19 protein-coding genes, 1 tRNA gene and 1 pseudogene are annotated in these 24,920 nt (G+C 42.9%); 5 read left to right on the forward strand and 16 right to left on the reverse strand.

Going from position 1 to position 24,920, the window contains the following annotated elements:
• Window positions 1–236 precede the first annotated feature (236 nt).
• The 3 genes from ACP69U_RS12275 to ACP69U_RS12285 form a co-directional block, all read right to left on the reverse strand.
• Window positions 237–1,634 carry a hypothetical protein gene (locus tag ACP69U_RS12275; protein WP_314884880.1) on the reverse strand — a complete coding sequence of 466 codons (1,398 nt, stop codon included), beginning with the start codon at window positions 1,632–1,634 and terminating at the stop codon, window positions 237–239.
• An 87-nt stretch (window positions 1,635–1,721) separates the two neighbouring features.
• The gene (locus tag ACP69U_RS12280; RefSeq protein WP_426138661.1) at window positions 1,722–4,067 is read right to left on the reverse strand and encodes a TonB-dependent receptor; all 2,346 of its coding nucleotides are present in this window, start codon (window positions 4,065–4,067) and stop codon (window positions 1,722–1,724) included.
• Between the two features lie 816 nt (window positions 4,068–4,883).
• The gene (locus ACP69U_RS12285; RefSeq protein ID WP_314884877.1) at window positions 4,884–5,267 is read right to left on the reverse strand and encodes a helix-turn-helix domain-containing protein; all 384 of its coding nucleotides are present in this window, start codon (window positions 5,265–5,267) and stop codon (window positions 4,884–4,886) included.
• Window positions 5,268–5,382: 115 nt separating this feature from the next.
• On the opposite strand from ACP69U_RS12285, the pseudogene ACP69U_RS12290 reads away from it, so the two are divergent.
• Window positions 5,383–5,625, forward strand: a pseudogene (locus ACP69U_RS12290) (DUF2938 family protein); the annotation flags it as partial.
• Here the strand turns inward: ACP69U_RS12290 and ACP69U_RS12295 are convergent.
• Window positions 5,576–5,652, reverse strand: a tRNA-Val gene (locus ACP69U_RS12295). The pseudogene ACP69U_RS12290 and the gene ACP69U_RS12295 overlap by 50 nt on opposite strands.
• A 309-nt stretch (window positions 5,653–5,961) precedes the next feature.
• On the opposite strand from ACP69U_RS12295, the gene ACP69U_RS12300 reads away from it, so the two are divergent.
• Window positions 5,962–6,939 (forward strand): glutathione S-transferase family protein, encoded by a 978-nt coding sequence (locus ACP69U_RS12300; RefSeq protein ID WP_109589283.1) that lies wholly within the window; start codon window positions 5,962–5,964, stop codon window positions 6,937–6,939.
• A 104-nt stretch (window positions 6,940–7,043) separates the two neighbouring features.
• Here the strand turns inward: ACP69U_RS12300 and hemB are convergent, their stop codons facing one another.
• From hemB to ACP69U_RS12325, 5 genes are all read right to left on the reverse strand, one after another.
• Window positions 7,044–8,051 (reverse strand): porphobilinogen synthase, encoded by a 1,008-nt coding sequence (gene hemB, locus ACP69U_RS12305; RefSeq protein ID WP_109589282.1) that lies wholly within the window; start codon window positions 8,049–8,051, stop codon window positions 7,044–7,046.
• Between the two features lie 241 nt (window positions 8,052–8,292).
• Window positions 8,293–10,104, reverse strand: a complete 1,812-nt coding sequence (locus tag ACP69U_RS12310) for an efflux transporter outer membrane subunit (RefSeq protein ID WP_314884876.1) — start codon at window positions 10,102–10,104, stop codon at window positions 8,293–8,295.
• Entirely contained in the window at window positions 10,101–13,331 is a 3,231-nt protein-coding gene (locus ACP69U_RS12315) for an efflux RND transporter permease subunit (RefSeq protein WP_060491545.1), read from the reverse strand. The genes ACP69U_RS12310 and ACP69U_RS12315 overlap by 4 nt, the downstream gene beginning before the upstream one ends.
• A gap of 34 nt (window positions 13,332–13,365) precedes the next feature.
• On the reverse strand, window positions 13,366–14,763 hold the full coding sequence (locus ACP69U_RS12320; protein WP_314884875.1) for an efflux RND transporter periplasmic adaptor subunit: 1,398 nt from the start codon (window positions 14,761–14,763) through the stop codon (window positions 13,366–13,368).
• 620 nt (window positions 14,764–15,383) lie between these two features.
• Window positions 15,384–16,409 (reverse strand): polyprenyl synthetase family protein, encoded by a 1,026-nt coding sequence (locus tag ACP69U_RS12325; RefSeq protein WP_372815770.1) that lies wholly within the window; start codon window positions 16,407–16,409, stop codon window positions 15,384–15,386.
• Window positions 16,410–16,960: 551 nt separating this feature from the next.
• On the opposite strand from ACP69U_RS12325, the gene rplU reads away from it, so the two are divergent.
• From rplU to lolA, 3 genes are all read left to right on the forward strand, one after another.
• Window positions 16,961–17,272, forward strand: coding sequence for a 50S ribosomal protein L21 (rplU, locus tag ACP69U_RS12330; protein ID WP_010199185.1), 312 nt, complete (start codon window positions 16,961–16,963; stop codon window positions 17,270–17,272).
• 91 nt (window positions 17,273–17,363) lie between these two features.
• Window positions 17,364–17,621 carry a 50S ribosomal protein L27 gene (gene rpmA, locus ACP69U_RS12335; RefSeq protein WP_055123782.1) on the forward strand — a complete coding sequence of 86 codons (258 nt, stop codon included), beginning with the start codon at window positions 17,364–17,366 and terminating at the stop codon, window positions 17,619–17,621.
• Between the two features lie 453 nt (window positions 17,622–18,074).
• Window positions 18,075–18,761, forward strand: coding sequence for an outer membrane lipoprotein chaperone LolA (lolA, locus tag ACP69U_RS12340; RefSeq protein ID WP_045451149.1), 687 nt, complete (start codon window positions 18,075–18,077; stop codon window positions 18,759–18,761).
• A gap of 198 nt (window positions 18,762–18,959) precedes the next feature.
• Here lolA and scpB read toward each other — a convergent pair whose 3' ends face one another.
• From scpB to rsmD, 7 genes are all read right to left on the reverse strand, one after another.
• On the reverse strand, window positions 18,960–19,505 hold the full coding sequence (gene scpB, locus ACP69U_RS12345; protein WP_390890579.1) for an SMC-Scp complex subunit ScpB: 546 nt from the start codon (window positions 19,503–19,505) through the stop codon (window positions 18,960–18,962).
• A gap of 136 nt (window positions 19,506–19,641) precedes the next feature.
• A complete protein-coding gene (locus ACP69U_RS12350) occupies window positions 19,642–20,448 on the reverse strand; it encodes a segregation and condensation protein A (RefSeq protein ID WP_226950294.1) in 807 nt (268 codons plus the stop codon).
• Between the two features lie 158 nt (window positions 20,449–20,606).
• Window positions 20,607–21,707: a tryptophan--tRNA ligase gene (locus tag ACP69U_RS12355; RefSeq protein ID WP_087815535.1), complete on the reverse strand. Its 1,101-nt coding sequence runs from the start codon at window positions 21,705–21,707 to the stop codon at window positions 20,607–20,609.
• Window positions 21,708–21,862: 155 nt separating this feature from the next.
• A complete protein-coding gene (locus tag ACP69U_RS12360) occupies window positions 21,863–22,954 on the reverse strand; it encodes a lipid A biosynthesis acyltransferase (RefSeq protein WP_087815533.1) in 1,092 nt (363 codons plus the stop codon).
• Window positions 22,955–23,185: 231 nt separating this feature from the next.
• On the reverse strand, window positions 23,186–23,572 hold the full coding sequence (gene rpsI / locus ACP69U_RS12365) for a 30S ribosomal protein S9 (protein ID WP_045451158.1): 387 nt from the start codon (window positions 23,570–23,572) through the stop codon (window positions 23,186–23,188).
• Between the two features lie 10 nt (window positions 23,573–23,582).
• Entirely contained in the window at window positions 23,583–24,011 is a 429-nt protein-coding gene (gene rplM, locus ACP69U_RS12370; protein ID WP_045447009.1) for a 50S ribosomal protein L13, read from the reverse strand.
• 210 nt (window positions 24,012–24,221) lie between these two features.
• A complete protein-coding gene (gene rsmD / locus ACP69U_RS12375) occupies window positions 24,222–24,908 on the reverse strand; it encodes a 16S rRNA (guanine(966)-N(2))-methyltransferase RsmD (RefSeq protein ID WP_314884870.1) in 687 nt (228 codons plus the stop codon).
• Window positions 24,909–24,920: the final 12 nt, after the last annotated feature.

Below are 24,920 nucleotides of genomic sequence, written 5' to 3' on the forward strand. Positions count from 1 at the left end.
GCACGATTGGTTATGTGTCACCTTTTGAGTTTGAAAAGCAGTATTATGATAATTTAATCCTGTCAGGTGTTGCTGCCTGACTCAAGTAAATAAGCCTCCGATAAAGTCGGGGCGGTTCAGAATTTAAAAAGCGTCGGATTAAGGGTTATCTTGAATACTAGCGTTTATAAATATATTTAATAGCCAGTTACTGTCAGCAGTCATTAAATTATCTTTATTAGATGAGGTGCTAAGCGCTAATGGCTATGTTCATCATCATGCCCAGCTTTCACACCAAACCAAGTCACATGAGAGGGTGTGAAATTCAGTGTTATTTTTGACTCGATTTTACCATCATGAGGATCAATCTCGATAATTTGCTGGTTTGAGTCATCCATCATATAAACCATTTGCGTGTTTGGGTTAACAATAAATGAGGGAACCGCTTTGCCTTCGATGCCATTAGGGAAAACATTTAATACGGCGGTTTGCTTATAATTTTGTGCAACATCGAGTATATATAGTTTGCCGGTATCATCGAGTAGCATTAAATGCTCTCCATGGGCATCAAAATCATAGCTGACAATACGGCGACTGCTGTCTGTTGTCCAGACAATCGGTGTCATGTTTTTACTGACAGGATCGACACGGTAAGGCTGACCGCAAGCAGTGCCAATGGCATAATTATGATGGTGGTTAGTGATGAATGAGCCAATTCGAGCAGGACTACTGCTTGTACCATCACATTGAATATTGGTTAGGCTGCTGGGATAGGCAATTTTTTCGGCGCTGAATGTGTCTCCGGTTTGTTTGACGCTTAAAACGCCATCGCTACAAGCAAAGACACTGTAATCTATGACGCTGCCACTGCCATGCAACCCCATGCATTTTGTCTCAAAGGTTTGGCTTATATGATAGTGATCACCATGCTGTTCAAATACAGAGAGCGTATCAGCCAGTGAGCTACCAGTTGTCTGATAACGCTGCGAGGCAATCACATAATTGCCTCTAGGTTCCGCTGTACCGTGCATGCTGGTATTAAGCTTTTGATAAGGCAGTGTACCATCGGCAATACCGGTATCTGTTACGAGTACAAATCCAGCTTCTTTTACAGGGTTTTCTATGGGGTTGCCTGTGGCACCCAAACCATCAAAAAATAATCCAGCTTGCTCACCAAACGTTTGAAAATGTACAGGACGTGTGTAGTTGAGCTGTAATGGCATTTTTGCCGCATCGCGAGCATATGGGTGATCGTGATCGCCATGATTTTCAATCTCAAGCCCACTATGATAAAAATTGACTGTGTTGTTAGTACGATCCATGATGACGGCGTAATGACCATCTGGACTACTTTGTACGGCATCGGCTTGACCGGTTAATGGTAAGGTTTGTATCACTTTATCTTGAGCAAGGCTATAAATGTAAGCTTGACTGCCATCTTTTGCAGTGATGAATAAACGACCTTGTTCCATTTCAGTGCTGACAGCAGATTCATCATCATGGTCATGATCGTCTCCATGATCGTGGTCATGTTCTGAATCTATGATTGGTGTTTTCCTATCATCTGATGACCCGCAGCCGCTAAGTGCTGAAACGGCGATTAAAGAAGAGAAGGCGAGCGCGATGGCACGGCTCAAAGCATTTATTTGATTCATAAAGGACTCCAGTCATAAGTTATGAGGCTTATGACAATTGATTACGGATTGCTAGTTACTGGTGACTAATGAAAAGAGAGTAAGCTGTCAGAAGTTATAGGTGATACCTGCGTTTAACGAGCGTTCTGGCATTGGCACTTGTTCAGCCAAATAAGAGGCATGATTATAAGCAAGCTCGTTTAGAATGTTTTCGACTTGAAAAAAAGCGGTGTAATCATGAGCACTCGAACTATGGTAGACAAGCTTGGCATCAACCATGTTGTAGCTCGGCGTATTGGTTTCAAAATCAGCAATGTGATCTTGCTCAAAACGATGATATCCAGACAGCACCAAGTCAAACTGACCAAATTGAGAGGTAATATCACCACCAATACGGGGCGCTACCAATCTTGGTGCGTATTTCCGTGTAAGGCTCGCATCATCTAGCGTGATGAGTGCAATGTCGGCAAAGCTGCCAATACTAATATTGTCATTAAGATAATAGCGTGATTGAATTTCACTACCATAATGCTTGGCATCGCTTTGGACATAATCCACTAAACGGAAACCAGCAGACTCTCCTTCAGTAGCAATGTCTTGAGTTTTGGCATAAATATAATTTGTACTGTCGTTATAAAAGACAGAAATACTACTATCAAAACGATTGTCATTGTCGTAACGCAGAGTGAGCTCTACGCCATCAGTAGATTCTTCCTCTAATTGCCCATTGCCACGCTCCCAAGTATTGGTTGCAAGATGGGCGCCATTAGAAAATAACTCTTGTGGAGAAGGCAATCTTTCAGAATGACTGATTCTGGCTGACAACTGCGTATTAGGCGTAAGATATTTGCCACCTTCTAAACTGACAGACGTTCCGGCATGTGTTTTTTCGATGTTATTGTCGTTATCTATTAGATTTTGAAAATCTTGACGACCGCCAAACTCAATATACCAAGGACTTTTGCCTTGTTTTCTTAAAATACTAGACGTATCGAGGGGAGCGTAGTTCGTCGTCTCACCATGACTATGACCAGCATGGGCATCACTTGCAGATAATGGTTGTCCTGCAAATTTATCAGCATTCTGTATTTTTGCGCCAAAATAATCAGGCGTGAGTCGTTCAATGAAGAATAAACCGACTTGTGTACGATCGGTTTGCGGCAAATAACCTTCTAGCCCAACAGCAGAAAACCGGCTGTTTGTGTAATCTAGACCGACCACACCTTTCATAAAGCCTAGATTGCCTGTTTTATACGTGCTATGTGTGGCTTGAGCTTGAGCACTAATGGCTTTGTTTTCAAAAGTTGTGCCCACCGCACCTTCATCTATTTCATCGTGACGATAATCGGTATAGCTGAGTTTCGTATTGATGCTATCGACGCCTATCAAGGGTAATTTTCGCTCAGCATGGAGCTGATAGACGTTTGACGTCATATCGACATAGGGCGCTTCACCATGATCGTGGTCATGTTCGTGATCGTGATCTGTATCACAGCTCAGTTGGTTAGTCAGTGTGCTGTCAGGTGAGCATTCATTATGCACATGAAAGGGCAGGCCATATTCTGAGGATAGGCGCTGATATGATGCACCGATATAGCCCATATCAGTCACATAAGACAAGCCGATGCTACCGTTATCTTGCGTGTACCAACTGTTGGCAATCTCATCGGTATCCAAATGTGGTACTTGGATATTGCCTTTATCCGTCTTTTGGTAATACCCACTCCATAACCAGTTTTCATCGATACTGCCATTGAGTTCTGCATAACCCAAATAACCGTCTGTGGCTTGTTGACCAATCAATGCCACTTTTCCGCTGATGTTTTTTTGTCGTTTCTCTTTAGGGATAGTGTCATTGACGATATTGACCACACCGCCTATAGCACCGCCGCCATACATCAACGCTGACGTGCCTTTGATTACTTCAACTTGTTTGGCACCTAGTACAGGTACCGCCACTTGATGGTCTGGTGATATTTGTGACGCATCTTGTACGCTCAAACCATTTTGCATGACTTGGACACGCGGTGCGCTTTGCCCTCGAATAATGGGTCGGCTTGCACCTTGCCCAAAACCATCAGTAGACACGCCAACTTCATTTGCTAGTGCATCACCAAGCGTACTGCTTGTCTGAGTAGTGAGCGCATCGCCAGTAACAATACTGGTTGCGGTTGCCATTTCATTCGCTTGTGGCAATAAAGGGTTAGACGTCACCACTATGGTGTCTAGAGTCACCGAAGGGTGGGTCGTATCAGGAGAGTTTAGGTGAAAAGATGGGGATGTCATAGGTTTGATATCTACCATCGTATCCTTCGCATTTACTGACAAACTTGCCATACCTAAAGCTGTCGTTACTGAGAATACAGTCGTTACCCGGCGAATACTAAAATTAACTGAAGACACAGAAGTATAATCAGGTTCTCTTAATCTGTTGATATGAAAAATTGGAGACATGAGATTACCAAAATAAGAAGTTACATAGGGATAAATAACGATAAGAGTAAATATTTTCGTTATGTTATAATATAACATAAGGATATACAAACTTTATATTTCAGTAAGGTGTGCATATTAGCTATGCTTACACGAGGTAACTTCAATATTTGACTTTCTTTGTGAGTGATAAATGTCACAGTCATTCAATGAATATGTTAGTACTGAGATAATAATGAGTATGTCAAAAGTTAGAAAAATGAATGTGTTAAGAACTATGGTTCAGGAGAATATCAATCATAAAAAGCCTTATAGATCTCTGGTCAATGAATTGATACGTCTGAAATATAGAGCACTTTGTAAGCCAGTCTCTGAAGAAACAAGAAATAAAAAGTAAGAACGGTAGGCAATAAATCAACAATAGATCGTCTGGTCTAATGACAGTTTGCAGGGATTCAGCACCAGAGTTTAGGATTTCATATGGCTGAAGATGTTATGTTTTGGAAGTTTAAAATCAACTTTGAGTGATAACTTGAATAAAAAATAGCTAGTTTAGCTTTAACGACAGTTGCGAAGAACAAACATCGTATGAAGGGGCAGGCCTTAGAGTAGGTTTGTCTTTATTTACGAATGCTATTCTATACGTTTGGCGCAATTGAATAGCTGGCTGTAGGCTATTAATATCAGTAATCTAGATTTTTTGGATAATCGCAGTGTATTTGTTGAGTTGTTCAATATTATTTGAGTGACCTAATCACCTAGTAAAATCGGCTCCATTGCTTATTTATGCAAGGTGTTACCTTTAATAGCGCCAGTGGCTGCTAGATTCATTAGACGTCAAAACCTCGGACACTCCAAGTGGCTAGGCGCTGTGTAAGTTGCCGCAAGTTGCAGCCCATCACGCATAGCGCTTAATTTTTGAATCGTTTCATCCAGTTCAGAGGCTTTGTTCAGCAACAAATCTCGATCAACATCTAAGGTTTTTCCAGACCCTAATATCCCAGAAATCTCATCCAATGAAAACCCTGCAACACGTCGTAAAGCAATCAAGGACATACGCTCTAATATATCTTTGCTGAAAACTCGGCGGATACCTTGCTGACCAACAGAGCGAATTAGGCATTTTTTCTCATAAAATCGTAACGTTGAAGTAGGAAGACCAGACTGTTTAGTAACCTGCGAAATATCTATAATGCCCTCTGGACTTAAAATTGTATGCAATCATCACATTGATATTGAAACCAGTAAGAAAGTCATCATGGATAACGTCGTTTTTATAATATTAATCGGTATTGGTGCTACCGCTGTGATGGACTTATGATCATTACTCAGGAAGTATGTGTTTAATATTCCACCGAGCAACTGGGGAATGGTGGGGCGTTGGATTGCTTACATGGGTCAAGGGCAGTTCCGTCATGACGCTACTGCAAAATCTAATACTATTCATGGTGATCTTTTTATTGGGTGGAGAGCCAATATTTTACAGACAAAAAAAGCCCCAATCGTGAGATTGGGGCTTTCTAAATATTTGGTAGGCATAAGCAGACTCGAACTGCTGACCTCTACCATGTCAAGGTAGCGCTCTAACCAACTGAGCTATACGCCTATTTAGGTTGAGTATTCTATCAAGTTTTTGAGACTTTGCAAGCTTTATTTCTAATAAATTTTTTTATTAGCATAATAATGATTATCACACTTTATATTAAGTGACTTTTAATATTTTTTTATGTAGTTATATTAAATAGTGATTGAAATTGGTTTATTTTTTATTGTCAGTAGAACTACAAATCTTAATAGCTAGGTGATATATAACTGGTATCATCATTCTCAAAGTAAAGTGAGGATTGTGATAATAGTTTCACAGTACTCATAGTGCAAAAAAATTATATCAAAATAGAATGTTGAGGAGAGTGATATGGGTCTATTGGTTGATGGTCAATGGCAAGACAAATGGTATGACACAGAGGCGAGCGGTGGACGCTTTGAGCGAGAAGATGCCGGTTTTAGAAATTGGGTCACGGTCGATGGCAGCGCAGGCCCATCAGGTGTTGGCGGTTTTAAAGCCGAAGCTGATCGCTATCATTTATATATCTCGCTTGCATGTCCTTGGGCACATCGTACCATTATTTACCGTCAGCTAAAGGGTTTGCAAGACCTGATTTCGCTGTCAGTGGTGCATCCATTTATGGGCGATAAGGGCTGGACGTTTTCAGAGGGCGCAGGCGTGATTGCTGATCCTATCGTAAATGCTAATTACTTATATGAGATTTATACGGCGGCAAAGCCTGACTATACAGGACGGGTGACGGTGCCAGTATTATGGGACAAAAAAACCGATACCATTGTCAGTAATGAGTCCTCTGAGATCATTCGTATGTTTAACTCAGCTTTTGATGAGGTTGGGGCGCTAGCAGGTAATTTTTTACCAACCGAGTTATTAGCAGAAATTAATGCAGTTAATGAGCTCGTTTATTCTACGGTCAATAATGGCGTTTATAAAGCAGGATTTTCAACCACACAAGAGGCTTACGAAGAAGCGGTGACGGAGCTATTCGATGCATTAGAGACACTAGAGGCACGTTTGACAGGCCAGCGTTATTTGCTGGGTAATACGATAACTGAGGCGGATTGGCGCTTATTTACTACGCTGGTGCGTTTTGATGCGGTATATGTCGGACACTTTAAATGTAATATTCGCCGCATTGTTGATTATCCCAATCTTTGGGGTTATCTGCGTGATTTATATCAAGTGCCAGGTATTGCAGAGACGGTAAGCATCGAGCATATTAAGCAGCATTATTATACTAGCCATGCCAATATCAATCCCACGCGTATCATTCCTGTTGGTCCAGTGCTTGATTTTAATGAGCCACACGAGCGTACACGTTTATAAGTTTTATTGAGATGTTAAAATAAGGTAATAAAAATCGCGCCAGCTGATTAATCACAGTTGGCGCGATAGATTGATGGTATAAATAAAAAGCTGCTTAATTTATATTAGGCATTATTCAACTGACGAGCGGCTTCTAGCGCAAAATACGTCAAAATTCCATCAGCGCCTGCACGGCGGAAACCAATCAACGATTCTAAAATCACCGCGTCGGTTAGCCAACCATTTTGAATCGCAGCCATGTGCATGGCATATTCGCCAGACACTTGATAAGCAAAGGTCGGTACGCCAAAGGTATTTTTAACTTCGCGAATAAGGTCTAGATACGGCTGACCCGGCTTAATCATGACCATGTCTGCACCCTCGGCTATGTCCATCGCCACTTCGTGCAACGCTTCGGCACGATTGCCGAAATCCATCTGGTACTGTTTCTTGTGTCCACCTTTTAGGTTGCCAGCACTGCCGACTGCATCACGGAACGGACCATAATATGCAGAGGCGTATTTGGCAGAGTAAGCCATGATAGCGGTATTCACAAAGCCTTCGGCTTCAAAGGCGTCACGCATGGCTTTGATACGGCCATCCATCATATCACTAGGCGAGATGATATCAGCGCCAGCGCGGGCATGTACCAATGCTTGCTTGACCAATACTTCGACCGTTTCATCATTAATCACATAGCCTGAATCATCCAGCAGTCCATCTTGACCGTGCGAGGTATAAGGATCTAACGCCACATCGGTCATTACTACCATTTCAGGCACAGCATCTTTGATCGCTTTTACGGTACGAGCAGTAAGGGCGTTTTCGTCATAAGCTGATTTACCGTCGGGTGTTTTTAAGGAATTATCAATAACAGGGAAGATGTCGATGGTAGTGACGCCTTCGCTTAATAATTCTTTGGCATAGTTGATCAACAGGTCAATCGATAAGCGTTCAACGCCTGGCATACTAGCGATTGCTTCGCGCTTATTTTTGCCTTCTAAGACGAAGACAGGGGCGATAAAGTGCTTAGGATGCAGCTCAACTTCACGAATCATCGCGCGTACGTTATCGTTGTAGCGTAATCGACGTAGACGAGTTTCAGGGAATTGACGGTTAAAGGTATAAGTCATGATTTGTCCTCATTAGATTTTAGTCATTGTTATTTATCAGCTTGATTAAATAAGCTGTTTTGAAGCATATGTTTTTTTATATCACGGACATTAATAAGTGGATAAAAGTATGTGTAAGCTAATTTGTCTACTATAACTAAAAGCGCCTTACAAAAGCAAAAAGCCCTACCAAGTCGGTAGGGCTTTTTGTACTTATCGACTATCAATGTGAAGGAATTCACCTCACACTATTTATGAGTGTTTAAGGCTCAACGATCTGCGTGACCGGTACTTGCTCAACGCTGGTTTCGTTATACGTCGTCTGTTTGGTAACCACTCCTACAGCAGCATCTTTTTTACCATCATTATTGACGTCAACGACAGCGGTTGGCTCAAAGGTGGCCGTTTCCGATGGTTGCGCCTGTTTAATGGCGTTTGCTTCTTGTGCAGAAGCAACTCGCGCTGAGCTAGCCGCATCGATAGCATTTGCCGCTTTTGCTTTATTGCTATTGGTAGGTAGATTCACTAGTTGCACTAAGTTTTTATGCGGTACAGGAATCGCCGTTGGTACATCCAGATTGGCACCGCCACCCAGCACTTGGTATAGCTCGACTTGGCTCACAATTTTTTGTAGCTCTAAATCCAAAATACCTTGCTGCGTTGAGAACAATGAACGCTGTGCATCTAGCACATCTAGATAGTTGGCAATACCTGCTTTAAAGCGTGCATCTGCTATCTGGAATGTTTGTTCAAAGTTATCTTGTAGACGGTATTGTGCTTCGAGCTGCTCACCCAGTGTGGCTCGTGTCGCGAGTACATCTGACACTTCACGGAATGCAGTTTGGATCGACTTCTCGTAGCCTGTGAGCGTTTGTTCACGCTCAATTTTAGCCACATCGTAATTGGCATCTAAGCGACCAGCGTCAAAGATAGGCACGCTAATGCTTGGACCAAACGACCAACCGACAGCGCCGCTTTTGAATAAGTCATCTAAACTGCCGCTACTAACCCCAATGCTACTGGCTAAGCTGATAGACGGGAAATAAGACGCGCGTGCCACTTCGATATTGGCTCCAGCGGCTTTTAGGTTGTATTCTGCTTGCAGTACATCTGGGCGATAACGTAGCAACTCACTTGGTAAGCCTGCACTAAATATCTGCTGGCTAGTGATGTTGCTGACTGCTGGTGTTGGAATTAGATTGGTTGGAATCGGTCCACCCACCAAGAACTGTAAGGCGTTACGTGATTTTAAAATACTGCTTTGTGCCCGTAGGACAGCAAGTTTGGCATTTTCTAATGACGCACTGGCTTGCAAAGATGGCAGCTTCGGATCAATGCCTGCTTCAAAGCGTTTATCAGCGATAAACAGAGACTTTTCACGACTCTCAACCGTCGCTTCTGCTAGCTTTAACTGCGCTAAGCTATAGCTCAAGTTGGCATAGCTCTGAGCGATGTTACTAATCAAGCTGATTTGGGTCGAATCTTTGGCCGCTGTAGTGGCTAAGAAATTCTGTAGCGCTTGATCTTTTAAGCTAGCAATTTTACCCCAAAAGTCCAACTCGTAATTAGCCAAGCCTAGGTTGACGTTATAGCTACTGTTGGGGTTTTTGTCGGTTCTATTTTGTGCTTGACGCGTGTATCCACCATTACCATTAATCGCTGGTAGATCATTAAGATCGGTAATTTGATACTGTGCGCGTGCTTTCTCGATTGCTAAACGAGCACTTTCAAAATCTTTGTTGTTCTCTAACCCTAAAGCAATCAAGCCCTTTAAACGCTCGTCACTATAAAAATTCTGCCAGCGTTGACCCGCAATACTTGCTTGATCAGCGCTACTAACCGTTTCTTTATCGAATGCCCCATAGGTTTGTTCGATAGGGATATTTGGCTCAGCAAGCACAGGGCGCATATCTGCTTTTGGAATCGTGTTACAAGCAGCCATGCTCATCGCTAAAACGGTCAAGCCGATTAGGCGACCAGCATTTCTGCGCATATGTGAGCCCGCTGGTTGCGCAGTGATAGCAATATTTGCTACCGCTGCTGAGTTGGTGTTATATGTTTTCTGAACACTCATTGTGTATTGTCTCCAAAGCTTGCAGGCTGATAATTCTCAGAAGGCGTTGGGTCTTGTGGATCAGGCGTACCATGACCATCATCTTTATCATTTGGTTTATTATTCTCGTATTTGTACGGGAACATACTACGTACCCAAATATAAAACATGGGAATAAAGAAGATACCTAACAATGTCGCGGTCACGACGCCACCTAGTACACTGGTACCAATGGCATTTTGACTGCCTGAACCAGGACCTGTGGCGATAAATAATGGCACAACACCCAGTCCAAAGGCAAGCGAGGTCATGATAATCGGGCGCAAACGTTGACGCGCTGCTGTCATAACGGCTTCTCTCAGACTATAGCCTTCCTCTTGGTGCTCTTTTGCAAACTCAATGATCAAGATAGCATTTTTAGCGGATAGACCAACGACTGTGAGTAGACCTACCTGCAAATAAATATCGTTATTAAAGCCACGTAGCCAAGTAAAGATGACTGCACCTAATACCCCAAGTGGAATGACCAATAGCACAGAGAAGGGGATAGACCAGCTTTCATACAAGGCTGCTAGACATAAGAATACCACCAAGATTGAGAGCGCGTATAGCATCGGCGCTTGTGCACCTGACTTTTGCTCTTCAAGTGACATACCCGTCCACTCATAGCCCACACCTTCAGGCAGATTCTCCATCATTGCTTCCATTGAACTCATCGCTTCACCCGTACTTAGACCGGGTGCAGCACTACCTTGAATATTCATCGATGGTAAGCTGTTATAACGGGTTAGACGCGGTGAGCCAGATTGCCATTCGCTGCTAGAGAACGCATCAAATGAAATCATTTCACCTACATCGTTGCGTACATACCATTTAGCAATATCTTCAGGGTTAGTGCGGCTGCTTGGTTCACCTTGAACAAAGACGCGTTTAATACGCCCGCGATCGACGAAGTCATTAATATAACTTGAGCCCCAAGCGGTAGAAATAACGCTATTAATACTAGCAAGTGACAAGCCATAAGCAGCGGCCTGCTCTTGATTAATATTCACTTTTAACTGCGGTGCATCTTCTTGACCATTTGGACGAACGCCTGCTACTTTGTCGTTTTGCGCAGCCATGCCAAGCAGCATATTACGTGCTTCGAGTAGACCCTCATGTCCAAGGTTACCGGTGTCTTGAATCATTAAGTCAAAACCACTGGCGTTACCAAGTTCGGTAATGGCTGGCGGTACAATCGCAAATACTTGTGCTTCATTTAGTTGGGTAAAGAAGTAACCCATGGCGCGATCAGCGACAGCCTGTGCAGTGTTTTCTTCACCGGGACGATCAGCCCAATCCGATAAACGTACAAAGGCCAGTCCCATATTCTGCCCTTGTCCTGCAAAACTGAAACCTGCGATCGTAAAGACTGAAGCGATATTATCGCCTTCTTGGGTACTGTAATAATCACTGACTTTATCGAGCACTTCTTGCGTTTCATCAAGCGTCGCACCAGCAGGTAACTGAACCAAGGTAAACATAATACCTTGATCTTCTTCTGGTAAGAACGAGCCGGGAATACGTAAGAATACCACTGCCATAATACCGATAATGGCAGCATAAAGAATTAAGTATAGCCACTTCAAGCGGAAACTTTTGCCAACTAAATTCTCGTAACTACGACTGACTTTATAAAACGAGCGGTTAAACCAACCAAAGAAGCCTTTTTGCTCTTCTGTATTGCCTTTATCATGGCTCTTGCTACGCTTGAGTAAGGTCACACAAAGGGCAGGGGTAAAAATAAGCGCCACTAAGGCCGATAGCACCATACTGGTAATCAAGGTGATAGAGAACTGACGATAAATCACACCTGTTGAGCCACCGAAAAATGCCATCGGTACGAATACGGCAGATAGAATCAGCGCAATACCAATAACGATTTTACTAATCTCGCCCATCGATTGTACGGTAGCATCCTTAATAGAGATATCAGGATCTTCTTCCAAGATACGCTCGACGTTTTCGACGACGACGATCGCATCATCGACCAACAGACCGATGGATAGTACCATGGCAAACATGGTCAAGACGTTAATACTAAAACCAGCGATGTAAAGTACAGCGAAGGTGCCAAGTAGTACGACAGGTACGGCAAGAGTAGGAATGATGGTCGCACGCCAGTTCTGTAAGAAAACGAACATGACGATAAATACGAGAACAATTGCCTCAAGCAGTGTCATAACCACTTGTTCGATAGACAAGCGCACAAATGGTGTGGTGTCATAAGGGATAACGGATGTTAGACCTGCTGGGAAGTTTGCTTCCAGCTCAGCCATACGAGCCCCAACAGCTTCACGAGTTTCCAGTGCGTTTGCACCACCCGCCAATGAAATACCAAGACCAGCTGCTTCTTTACCATTGTATAGCGACACTACGCCGTAGTCTGCACTACCAATCTCAACCTCTGCCACATCACCTAAACGCACTTTTGCGCCAGCAGTATCGGTTTTTAATAGAATGTTTTTAAATTCATCAGGCGTTTGTAGGTAGCTTTGAACCGTGACAGTCGCATTGATAACCTGTTGACTGGTATCAGCAGGTGCTTGACCTAGCTGACCGGCAGATACTTGGGCATTTTGTGCACGTACTGCCTCAACCACATCAGCTGGCACCATGTTATAGCTACGTAAGCGCGCCGGATCTAACCAAATGCGCATGGCATAAGCAGAACCAAAAACTTGTACTTCACCAACACCTTCCACACGGCTTAACTGGTCAACAACGTTTGAGTTGACATAATCGGCGATATCCGCACGATCCATACTGCCATCTTCAGAAATAAAACCTTGCACCATCAAAAAGCTGCTAGAGGATTTATTAACGTTGACGCCTTGACGCTGTACCGACTCGGGTAGTGAGCTCATGGCGGCTTGGAGTTTGTTCTGTACCTGTACCTGTGCAGTATCAGAATCTGTACCATTTTCGAAAGTGAGCGTAATGGATGCAGCACCATTCGAGGAGCTCGATGACGACATATACATCAGACCATCAAGACCCTTCATGCGTTGCTCAATAATCTGAACGACTGAATCTTCAACCGTCTGAGCATTAGCACCAGGATAGCTTGCGCTGACTGAAATCGTCGGTGGTGCAATACGTGGATACTGCTCAATCGGTAAGTTAATGACCGATATCACCCCGATGAGCATGACTAAAATAGCCATAACCCATGCAAAAATAGGGCGATTAATAAAAAAACGTGACATAGTATATTCCTAGTCTTCCTATCTTTGAATGGAATTAGTTAGCGGTAGAGTCTGCTGGTTTCTGAGCAGTGGCATCTTTGCTAGCTGGCTTATCCATCGCTTTAGCAGCTTGCGGCGGCGTCTGGGCATTAGAGGCACCTTCTTTAGCTGGTGCTGGGTTTGGATTCTCTAATGGCTTAACGACCACCTCTTGTTCAGGCTTAACTTTTGAGCCGCCGATAACAACTATCTTGTCCCCTGCTTGTAAGCCGTCAGTGACAACCCATTGGCCTTTATAAGTGCCATTAATAGTGACAGGACGTACTTGGATTTTATTATTTTCATCAACGATGTAAACTTGCGTCTCACTTTTCGGTGTACGCATTACGGCGCTTTGCGGTACCAATGCAGCATTGGTAATCACGCTCTGTGTCAAACGTGCCGTCACATACATACCAGGCAGCAAGATATTATTGCTGTTGGGAAAAATAGCACGCAAGGTCACAGCGCCTGTTGATTCATCAACCTTTGCTTCAGATAAAGCAAGCTTGCCGCGTGCTGGGTAGACTGAGCCATCTTCTAATACCAACTCAACCGAATTCATACCCGGCTGTGCTTTGCCTTCAGCGATTTGCTGACGCAGTTTTAATAGCTCAGAGGATGATTGACTGATATCAACATAGATAGGATCTAAGCGTGAGATAGTCACCAGCGGATCAGCCTGACCTGCGCTGACCAAAGTACCAGCGGTGACACTAGAGCGGTCAGTACGACCCGACAGCGGGGCACGTACGATGGTACGGTTAAGATCTAGGTTACTAGCATCTAAACCCGCTTGAGCAGTTTGAATGCCTGCTTTTGCACTTTCGATGCCTGCTTGTGTCTGTCCAACAGCGGCGGCCGCACTTTGTACCGCTGCTTGTGCAGTACGTACTTGTGTTTGTGCCTGCTCATACTGCTGCTTTGAGATGGCGTCGATACTGACCAAGCCTTGTAAGCGCTGTAAATCATTTTGCGCTTGTGCCAATGATGCCTGACGGCTGGCTAGCTCGGCTTTTGCATTGGCATTATTTGCTTGTGCTGTCTGGTAATTTGCTTGTGCTTGTTGCACTGCTGCTTGACCACTGGTGACAGAAGAAGCGTAGTTATCAGTATTGATACGATAAAGTGGCTGGCCTTTTTTGACGTTGCCGCCTTCACGGAACAATACTTCGTCAATAACGCCATTAACTTGTGGGCGGACGTCGGCAGTCTGATAAGCCGTGGTACGTCCAGAAAAAGTCTGTACTTGGGGTACAGTATCGAGCGTGACAGTCTGGACGTTAACAACCGCAGGCGGCATCTGCTGCTGTGCGGCATCTGCGCCAGCGGCGTCCTCGTTTTTGTCACAGCCAATCAGTACAGCTCCAGATAGTACAGATGCTATTACAAGCGCAAGAGTAGAGTGCTTCATCAATGTCCTCGGCAATAGGTATAAAATAAGTAATGACAGTATAAAAAGTTTATCAATAAATCTAAGCGTATTGAATATAAAAATGAGTATTGATTCTAATGATCTTTACTTTCTCGGCTAAATTTGTTCTTAATAATATTAATTTAGCCAAACATCACTATTAGAATCTCTAATAGCGATATAAGTATCAAGTATCGGTTTAAGAATCTTAAGCATCAAAGCTGTAGCCAAACCACAACCTTGATTAGTAAAGTTAACGAGTAATTATAAACTATCGGGATAACCCCACAGTCAAGTAGTTGAGCGCAGGATTTATGGTTAGAAACCGTAATATCAGCTTTTGTGAATGCATTAAACGCTGTCATGGCAAGCGCCATCTTCATTAACAGCTAATGTACAGTCATACAACGGTCAATGAGAAATAATTGTAAACTTTTGTGAAAATGGCATAACCATATAGATTGTAAGGTCTTTAATGAATGATAAATAAGGTTTGCCAACAAAACAAAAACTTTAGCAACTATTAACTGTGACCATTAACACAATTACTCATTAATGGTCTTTGCCAACAGTTAATGGCTGCTAGCCGCAAGTATTGACAGCTGTTATGACGATACTGACTACAGCAAGCGCGCGCTAGCCAATTCAGTCAATTGATACAAGCCTGTGCGATAACGATTGTCAGGTAGCGTACTCAATGCTTGTTGCGCCAGCTTGGTTTCTTCCCAAGCTCGCTGCTTACAGTAATCTAATGATCCTGAGCGGCGCACTAACTCAATAAGCTGCTCAGCGTTCGGTGTCTTTCCAGTTTGTACAGCGACACGCAACTGCTCATAGCCTTCGATGTCGCTGTCTTTGAGCAGCTCAAGCGCTTTGATGGTCGGTAGGGTTGGCTTGCCTTCAGCGAGGTCGTCTCCTAGGTTTTTGCCCATTACCTCACTATCACCACTATAGTCGAGTACATCATCGATAATTTGAAAAGCATTGCCAAAGTGCTGACCAAAATCGCCTAAAGCCTGCATATGCTCTATTCTGTCTTGTAAAATTGCAGCGCCTTGAGTCGCCATCATAAACAGCCGCGAGGTTTTACCGTCAATAATGCGCAAGTAGTCCTCTTCTGTCGCGGCAGGGTTGTGCTGATGCTGGAGCTGTAATACTTCGCCTTCAGCGATATCGCAGGTGCCATCTGAGAATACTTGCAACAGTGGTAAGCTTTGGAAGCCAACTAATAAATTAAAGGCGCGAGCAATCAGATAGTCACCGACTAGTACCGCGGTGGCATTATCCCATGTGGCATTAGCAGTCGGCTTACCACGGCGCTGTCCTGACTCATCAATCACATCGTCATGAACCAAGGTCGCTGTATGCAGCATCTCAGTAATAGCGGCTAGATGCATGGCTTTTTCTGAGGGCTTGTCCTCAAACATGCGTGCACATAACAAGGTAATCAGCGGGCGCATGCGCTTACCACCAGCATTAATTACATGCTGTGAGACGCTCATTACCAGCTGAACTTTGGAATTAAGATTACCGAATACTTGCTTGTCCATAATCTCAAAATCATCCGCCACGATACTTTGAATATCAGCATAATTAGGCATTGATTGAGTCATTGAATCTGTTTTATATGAAGGGATGCTGGTCATAATAAATAGTCATATTAATAAGAATAAAGAGAATTTTTTATAGCCTTAGTTTTATAGATAGGTCAGGCATTATTTTCTATAATAGCATAGCTATGCCTTTAGATTGTGGGTTAAAACGTGCCTAAAACATCGCGCCTATCTTTCATATAAGATTTACTATATATAGAAATTGACATAAAAACTGTAAAAATTGGCTGAAATTTCACTATAATTAATGGTCATTTATCGGCGACATTTAAGGTCATTTAAGAGATGTATAAAAGGCTGTAAGTCGCTGATTATATAAGTTATAATAGCCGCTATTATTATATAGTGTTTTTTTGTTGGAGTAGCATCTTAGATGCGCTCCTAATCAGCAGTAGATATAATAAAAAGTGAGGTGGTTATTCGTGTAACTGCCTTACAAAAACCAGTTAAACAAGTGAGATAGACGGCTTGCTTTTATGAGCAAAAAGCCGTAAAATCTTGCCTTTAATTTTTCCCTGTCGTGTTCGTCGTAAAAGCGTTGGTATAACATCAGCCACGGCACACGGGTTAAACGGAGTCATACAATGTACGCAGTAATCAAAACTGGTGGTAAACAGCACCGTGTAGTTGTCGATGAGTTGCTTAAAGTTGAACTACTAAAAGCAGAAACTGGCGCAACAATTAAATTCGAAGATGTATTGATGATTGTTGACGGCGAAACTGTCAAAATCGGTCAGCCTATCGTTGAAGGTGCTAGCGTTGAAGTTGAAGTGGTTGAACATGGTCGCGGCGAAAAAATCCGTATCGTTAAGCACAACCGTCGTAAGCATTATCACAAAGAGCAAGGTCACCGCCAATGGTATACCTTGTTAAAAATCAAAGCTATTAATGCCTAATTATCCACTTAGCAATTACTGCTAAATAGTGCACTAAATGCTTAAGAGTTATCGCATCAGCGATAAGTCAAATTAACAAGGAGATTTTCCCATGGCACATAAGAAAGCTGCCGGTTCAAGCCGTAATGGTCGTGATTCAAACCCAAAAATGCTAGGCGTTAAAATCTTTGGTGGCCAAGCTATCACAGCTGGTAACATCATCGTTCGTCAACGTGGTACAGAATTCCACGCAGGCGAAGGCGTTGGCATGGGTCGTGACCATACTTTATTTGCACTGAATGACGGTGTGGTAAAGTTTGCGACCAAAGGTAAGTTCAACCGTCGTTATGTAATGGTTGAAAGCGCATAATTGCCCCTCTAGGTTGTTTTAGTCAAAGACTAAAATAATCAGATGACTAAAAAGCCTCTATTACCGTTTGGTAGTAGGGGCTTTTTTTAGTTATTTTCGTAGTGGTTATGGATACTAAATTGGCTTAATGCTGCTAAACAATATTAGTAAATAACGTTAGGAAATAATGAATAGGTAAAAAACTCACCATCCATGCGGTTTATTATTGTGTAGCCACTTATGATCACAAAAATGGTCAAAAGAGTAGTTACAAGCGTGTATGGCAGCGGTAGTAAAGATTGCAAATCATGACTAGGCGTGTAATAAAAAAACTGGCACACTGTTGTCATTGTTTATGAGCCGCTATTTTATGGCTGCTAGATAAACATTTATGGAAAACAAAAATTTTAATAAGATGTCTTATTTTTAAGCGACAATTTTTAAGCGATTATGCATTTTTAGAGAGGATTTATGATGACTTTATTAACCAACAAAACAACTTTAAAACAAAAAATGATGAGCGGTGCTTTAGCTGGTGTATTAATGACATCGCTTGGTGTTGCAGCCCCGATGATGGTATTGACACAATCAGCTACTGCTGCACCAGCTGATAATTTGACCGCTGCCAAACGTTTAAACAAGCTGCTGACAAATACCAAAAGCATGACGGCTAACTTTAGCCAAACGACCAAAGGTGCCAACAGTGGTACTTTTACGGGTACGATGAGTGTACAACGCCCAAATAATTTCCGCTGGGAAACAAAGTCGCCGTCACAGCAACTGATCGTCGCTAATGGTAACTCCATGTGGGTTTACGATAAGGATTTAGAACAAGCGACCAAGCAAAACGTTGATAGCCAAGTTGGTAATACACCAGCACTGCTGTTATCAGGCGACCCAAGCCAAATTGACAAGAATTTCAAAATTACTCAGCCATATGATAATAAAAATTACTATGTGCTGTACCCAAAATCAGACAGTGCCAGCTTTAAGAGTTTATCAATGAGTTTTAGCGGTGGGAAGCCAGTAATGATGGTGCTAAATGACAGCCTTGGTCAAACCACTTCCATCAAATTCAGTAGTATCAAACTAAACCCAAGCATCAGTAGCAGTCAGTTTAAGTTTACGCCACCAAAAGGCGTTGATGTTATCAATCAATAACAGGTCGTTATCAAGAGCCAATGCTTAAAAGTTAATTCTTGAGAGCCAGTCAAAGACTTTCTTGATTAAATAAAAAAGACAGATCCTATGCGGTCTGTCTTTTTTTTGAATAAAGATTCTCTGGAGAATAATGCTAAATCTCTTCTATACTATGTTTTAATTGCTTAACGCTTTTTAAAGGCTTCACGCTCTAAAGGCTTAAGACATCGCTTTGATGGCGCTTATATCTGGCATCGGTGGTAACTCGCTCAACTCACTCAGTCCAAAGGCATCTAAAAATTGTGGCGTGGTATGTAGCAATGCTGGGCGACCCAAGGTTTCCTTGTAGCCCTTCTCTTCAATCCAGCCTTTATCGAACAACTGACGCAGTATATTGCTCGATAGCGTGACACCGCGCACGTGCTCTATGTCGCTACGAGTCACTGGCTGCTTGTAAGCAATCACACTAAGCGTCTCAAGTAAGGCTTGGCTCAGGCGTTCTTGGCGCTGCGGGAAGACGCGTTGAATTAATGCACTATAGTTATTCGCGATTTGCAGTCGATAACCGCTGGCAGTTTCGTGCAAGCTTAGTACGCCCATATCCAAGCGCTGTCTTAGTAGCGCCAAAGCCTGTGTTAGCTCTTTAGCCGTTAAAGACAGGTGTTTTCTTAAGACAGTGGCGGTGAGGGGCGCTTCGGACGCATGTAATAGCACTTCGATATGCTTGCTTAAGTCTTCTAGATGCTGTCGCTGCTCATCGGTCAATGACAGTAAAGCGCTAGATAATGAGGGTGGTTTGTCATAATCTTGCTTGGTATTGTCAGTATCTGTCATTAGAAAGCGACTCTTTTTAAATGATAATGTGTATCGATATTTATAGGAATAGACAGGTCGATAATAACTATGCCAACCACTGTAACGTTAAGGGTTTAATATGACTGTCTTCAGCATCATTATTGTCAGTGGTAGGGTGACTTTCTAACTCAGTATTTACGATACCAACCAACTGTCGTTTTATCAGCTCTAGTATGGCGACGAAGCTGACAACCACACCTATTTTACCTTGTGTTTTATCTAGTAGCTCATAAAAAGAGTGCTCACCATCCGTACTGAGCTGTCGGCTAATACTGGCAATACGATCAGCAAGGGGAACAGCATCGACTTTGATGGTATGCATTTGATAATCGGGCTGCAGTTGCATTTTAAATAGGCTGTCAATCAAAAGGTTTGGCGAATAGCTAGGTAGTTCAGCATTCATGACGTCTTGACCGGGCATACTGACCATGGCCAAAAACACATCACGCTCAAGACGCACCAGATTATCTAAGCGTTGACTGGCTACTTTGATTTGCGCATATTCTTCAAGGCGCTCAATCAGCTCTGCTTTTGGATCACGTTCATCGCTCGGAGTTTCAGGCTTGGGTAGCAACAGCTCGGTTTTAATGGCAATCAACGTGGACGCCATCAACAGATAATCGCCTGCCAATTCAAAATGCTCGGTATCTAATTCGCTGATGTAAGCCAAATACTGCTCAGTAATGGGCAATATCGGCATTTGGGTCAGATCAACATTATTTTTTTTGACCAAATATAGCAAGAAATCTAATGGTCCGGCAAACTGCTCAAGCCAAATGGCAAAGGCTTGCGGCGGCACATAGAGATCTTCTGGTAGATGTTGTACGGATGTCTGGTAAATGCGCAAAGACATATCATTAATAAATGAGCCGTCTTGTGCGCGCTTAGTATCTAAAGAATCAGAGGCTTGAGGTACAGTTAGAAGAAGAGCGGCTTTTGGTAAAGCCGATTGTTCATTTTTTAGCTTAGTCTGCACGCTTAATATCCATCTTGGCTAACATAATCAAATGATTATTTAATTTTGGCAAGTGGACGGATACCAATCGCACGGCGCGCTTTATCTAGTTGCTTACGGCTATGACGACGGGCTTTTTCTGCACCCATTTGTAAGATTTCTTCTAGCTCTTTTGGGTTAGCCATAAGATGCTCATAACGCTCGCGGAAGGGTGCTATTTCCGTATTTATTTTCTCAAACAACGCTTGTTTGGCATCGCCCCAGCCGATACCAGCGGCGAACTGCGCGCGCATATCAGCAATTTCTGTAGGAGTAGCAAAGGCTTTATAAATCTCAAAAATAGCAGAGTCATCAGGGTCTTTTGGCTCAGCAGGTAACTGTGAGTTGGTCACAATTTTCATGATGGCTTTATGCATCTGTTTTTCGGCGCTAACTTGTGGATTAGAATCACCAAATAGCGGAATGGTATTGCCATAGCTCTTACTCATCTTGCGACCATCCAAACCCGTTAGTAATGGGATATCGTCATCTACGACCGCAGATGGTAAGGTAAAGAGCGTTTTATAGCGATGATTAAAGGTACCAGCAATATCACGTGCCATTTCAACATGTTGAATTTGGTCGCGACCGACAGGTACATGTGTGGCATTAAACATCAAGATATCTGCTGCCATGAGTACAGGGTAGCCAAACAACCCCATATTAATACCTTGGTCAGGATCGACGTCTTCTTTTTTCATATTAATATCAACAGCTGCTTTATAAGCATGAGCACGATTCATTAAACCTTTGGCACATGAGCAGTTCAAAATCCAAGCAAGCTCTGGTATTTCCGGCACATCTGATTGACGGTAAAAAGTGACGCGTTCAGGATCCAGACCACAGGCAAGCCAAGTCGCTGCAATGGCTTTGGTCGATTCATGAATAATAGCAGGATCATAACAGCCGATAATGCCATGGTAATCTGCTAAAAAAAAGAATGCTTCGTCATCACTGTTTTGGATAGACTGAATGGCTGGACGAATCGCGCCAACGTAATTTCCTAAATGCAAGGTACCCGTCGGTTTGATGCCCGTCAAAATGCGCTTGGCTTGCGTTGAGTGATCAGGAGCTTGGTTATTAGAACTTTGGTTATCAGAAATATGAGTGTTATTCATGGTAAATCCATTATGTGGTTCATCAAGGTTTTATTTATAAAAGTTTTGTTTTTCAATTTGTTATAAATTCATTGTTATTTATATGTAAGTAATATAAAAAATATAAGCTGCAAAGTATAGCAAATTTTCTGGCGATCTTTCGTAGCAATACACGCTTACTTATAGATATCAGTACGACCATCAGGACCATTTTTGAAACGACGATGGAACCACATCCACTGAGTGGGATCAATACGAATCAACCCCTCTAGCAACTCATTGACTCGCGTCGCATCAGCCAATTCATCGTTACTTGGATAGTTTTTAATTTCTGGGGTAATCGTTAGATGATAGTGCGGGCGTTTGCCTTTGGGTAAGCTGTCTGGTGTCTGCCGGTAAGTATGCAGCGCCATCAATGCGGGTGGATGTGCCTTGTCACCCAATTTTGCCATGCGCCGTGATGCTGTAATAGTCGCTGCTGGCACACCGAAGAATGGTGCCATGACGCCTTGTTTTAGACCATAATCTTGGTCAGGTGAGTACCAAATCACGTGACCAGCTTTAATTGACTCAACAAAACTGCGCATGTCACGACTGGCTATTTGCTTGCTAAGAATACTGGCACGACCATTGTAAATAAACCAATCAAGTAGCGCGTTATTCTGCGGACGATACATCCCATCCATCGGAAAAAATTGCGTACAGAGCATGCCGCCCAGATCAAGCATCGTATAATGAGCGCCCAGTAAAATGACAGGACGACCCTCATTCTGTGCATTGACAACGTGCTGTAATCCTGAAATTGAAACGGTACGAGTAAAAACATTTGGACGATACCAAGCACATAAGGTTTCAAACACACCAATGCCCTGATTGACAAAGACTTGTTTTGCCATCAATTCGCGCTCGACGTCTGGCTTTTCTGGAAAAGCCAGTTTCAAATTGATAAGCGTATCACGCCGACGTGAGCCTGCTATTTTATAGATAAATATGCCAAGCTGACGTCCCAGCCAAAACTGCCAACGTAGCGGCAAATATATGATGGGTAAGATCATTACTGCCAATAGCCAAATGCCCCAATATTTAGGCAACAAAAACTGCCATTGAAAAGGCTTTTTTTCGATAGGTGCTGTGCGCTTATGATTTTGGGTAATCGTTGGCATGCCAGCAGGTATCGCTGGAGACTTAGCAGGCTGCTGCGTACTTGATGGTGGCAGGCTGCTTTTGGTAGATGGTTTGCTGGGATCGTATTGTTCAGGCGCTTTCATAAAATTGTTACTAATAATGAAAAGTTATCATCATGATGGGGTAGTCAGCATTGCTTTGCAAGGTAAGTTACGCACAAAATCACGAGCAAATGCAAAAGTCATCAGCCATAAAAAAACCTTATAAGCTGCGGACAGCTTATAAGGTTTTGCAAATCTACTCTTTTCTTTAAGATTGTGACTGTCGCTCTGAGATAAAGACAACAGCCGCAAAAAGATAAGAGATAGCTTTGATTAACGTTTCGAGAATTGTGGACGTTTACGTGCTTTACGTAGACCCAATTTCTTACGTTCAACTTGACGTGAGTCACGAGTAACAAAGCCAGCTGCTTTTAGTGCAGGTTTGTTGGCTTCGTTTAGCTCAATCAATGCACGCGTGATGCCGTGACGGATTGCGCCAGCTTGACCACTAATACCGCCACCTTTTACAGTGATGTAAAGGTCATAAGCAGTAGGTGAGTCAAGTAATTCTAGAGGCTGACGAACAACCATACGTGAAGTTTCACGGCTAAAATACTCATCAAGTGGCTTACCGTTAACAACGATGCTACCAGTACCTTTAGCTAAAAAGACACGAGCAGTAGACGTCTTGCGGCGACCAGTTCCGTAATTGCGTTCCATAAGTATATCCTTAGATGTCTAGTTCTTTAGGTTGCTGTGCAGTATGTGGATGTTCAGTACCCGCATATAGCTTCAGCTTCTTGATCATCGCATAGCCAAGAGGGCCCTTTGGAAGCATACCCTTAACTGCTTTGTGTAGAACATCTTCAGGCTTATGTGCAAGCAACTTACTGAAGTTGGTTTCCTTGATACCACCTGGGTAGCCACTGTGACGATAGTATTTTTTATCTTGCGCTTTTTTACCCGTTACCGTGATTTTATCAGCATTGATGACAACAATGAAGTCACCAGTGTCAACGTGCGGCGTAAAAGAAGGCTTATGCTTGCCACGTAAGCGACTAGCGATTTGAGTGGCTAAGCGACCAAGGGTTTTGCCGTCAGCATCTACGACATACCAGTCATGGGTCACTTCAGCTGGTTTTGCACTAAGTGTTTTCATGATAAAACCTTAAAATTAGAATTCGTTGAGAGTTTAGCTGGGAACGGGGCTCTCAAAAAACAGACTGCACATTATAAGCAGTAGTGCCTACGCTTGCAAGCTGCATTGGGGTTTATTTTCGCCTTATATACATTAAACTGCAGCGTTGGCCAGTTTTTAGCGGTTCTAAACATTTGTAAAATTTGTTAATGGCAGGCATTAACCCGACAATTATGACGATGATAAACGATAAAGTCCAGCAACAACTTGTCCAACCTTGGTCTGCTTCACACATTCAAAGCGGATTATTTGCTGAATAGTACTTGATTGGATATCTGGATTTTTATTAAGCGTCTCTTCCAGTTGCTTCAATTGGCTCTCTAAATCTTTATCCGCTTCTAGATAAATCAGTGTTTCACTATCAATTAACGACTGGGTAATCAGTGCTATTAAAATAGGTTGCCACAGATCTTGAGCATACGGTGGATCGATGAATACAATATTAAAAGGGCGCGGAACAATCTGCTCTTGCATCAATACTCTCTCTGCAGTGCCTTGGATAATTTGATGGGTATCAGTGCTCAGATGCAACTGTTCAGCACTTTGACGTAGCATATTACTTTGCGCAGGATTTATTTCGATAAAGGTGGTATGCGCGGCACCACGAGACAGTGCTTCAAAACCTAAGACACCGCTACCGGCACAGCTATCAAGCACATAAGCGCCATGAATATCAGGAAGTAGCCAGCTAAACAGCGTCTCTCGCAAGCGATCTGGGGTCGGACGTAGACCCTCTGCGTCGATAAACCGTACAACACGGCGTTTAAACTGACCACCAATGATCCGCACGTCGCCCGCAGCTATATTTTTGCTCTTATGATTGTTCCTATGCTCGCGGCTGCTTATAGATTTTTTCATAATATTTATATG

This window comes from Psychrobacter sp. TWR1-1-1, from assembly GCF_049895865.1.
Taxonomy (GTDB): domain Bacteria; phylum Pseudomonadota; class Gammaproteobacteria; order Pseudomonadales; family Moraxellaceae; genus Psychrobacter; species Psychrobacter immobilis_A.

Coding starts and splice junctions, on each gene's coding strand:
- rplU (WP_010199185.1), top strand. CDS start 16,961: ATGTACGCAGTAATCAAAACTGGTGGTAAACAGCACCGTGTAGTTGTC.
- ACP69U_RS12360 (WP_087815533.1), bottom strand. CDS start 22,954: ATGAAAGCGCCTGAACAATACGATCCCAGCAAACCATCTACCAAAAGC.
- ACP69U_RS12355 (WP_087815535.1), bottom strand. CDS start 21,707: ATGAATAACACTCATATTTCTGATAACCAAAGTTCTAATAACCAAGCT.
- ACP69U_RS12275 (WP_314884880.1), bottom strand. CDS start 1,634: ATGAATCAAATAAATGCTTTGAGCCGTGCCATCGCGCTCGCCTTCTCT.
- lolA (WP_045451149.1), top strand. CDS start 18,075: ATGACTTTATTAACCAACAAAACAACTTTAAAACAAAAAATGATGAGC.
- ACP69U_RS12310 (WP_314884876.1), bottom strand. CDS start 10,104: ATGAGTGTTCAGAAAACATATAACACCAACTCAGCAGCGGTAGCAAAT.
- ACP69U_RS12315 (WP_060491545.1), bottom strand. CDS start 13,331: ATGTCACGTTTTTTTATTAATCGCCCTATTTTTGCATGGGTTATGGCT.
- rplM (WP_045447009.1), bottom strand. CDS start 24,011: ATGAAAACACTTAGTGCAAAACCAGCTGAAGTGACCCATGACTGGTAT.
- rpsI (WP_045451158.1), bottom strand. CDS start 23,572: ATGGAACGCAATTACGGAACTGGTCGCCGCAAGACGTCTACTGCTCGT.
- ACP69U_RS12350 (WP_226950294.1), bottom strand. CDS start 20,448: ATGTCTTTGCGCATTTACCAGACATCCGTACAACATCTACCAGAAGAT.
- ACP69U_RS12325 (WP_372815770.1), bottom strand. CDS start 16,409: ATGACCAGCATCCCTTCATATAAAACAGATTCAATGACTCAATCAATG.
- rsmD (WP_314884870.1), bottom strand. CDS start 24,908: ATGAAAAAATCTATAAGCAGCCGCGAGCATAGGAACAATCATAAGAGC.
- ACP69U_RS12320 (WP_314884875.1), bottom strand. CDS start 14,763: ATGAAGCACTCTACTCTTGCGCTTGTAATAGCATCTGTACTATCTGGA.
- hemB (WP_109589282.1), bottom strand. CDS start 8,051: ATGACTTATACCTTTAACCGTCAATTCCCTGAAACTCGTCTACGTCGA.
- rpmA (WP_055123782.1), top strand. CDS start 17,364: ATGGCACATAAGAAAGCTGCCGGTTCAAGCCGTAATGGTCGTGATTCA.
- ACP69U_RS12280 (WP_426138661.1), bottom strand. CDS start 4,067: ATGTCTCCAATTTTTCATATCAACAGATTAAGAGAACCTGATTATACT.
- ACP69U_RS12300 (WP_109589283.1), top strand. CDS start 5,962: ATGGGTCTATTGGTTGATGGTCAATGGCAAGACAAATGGTATGACACA.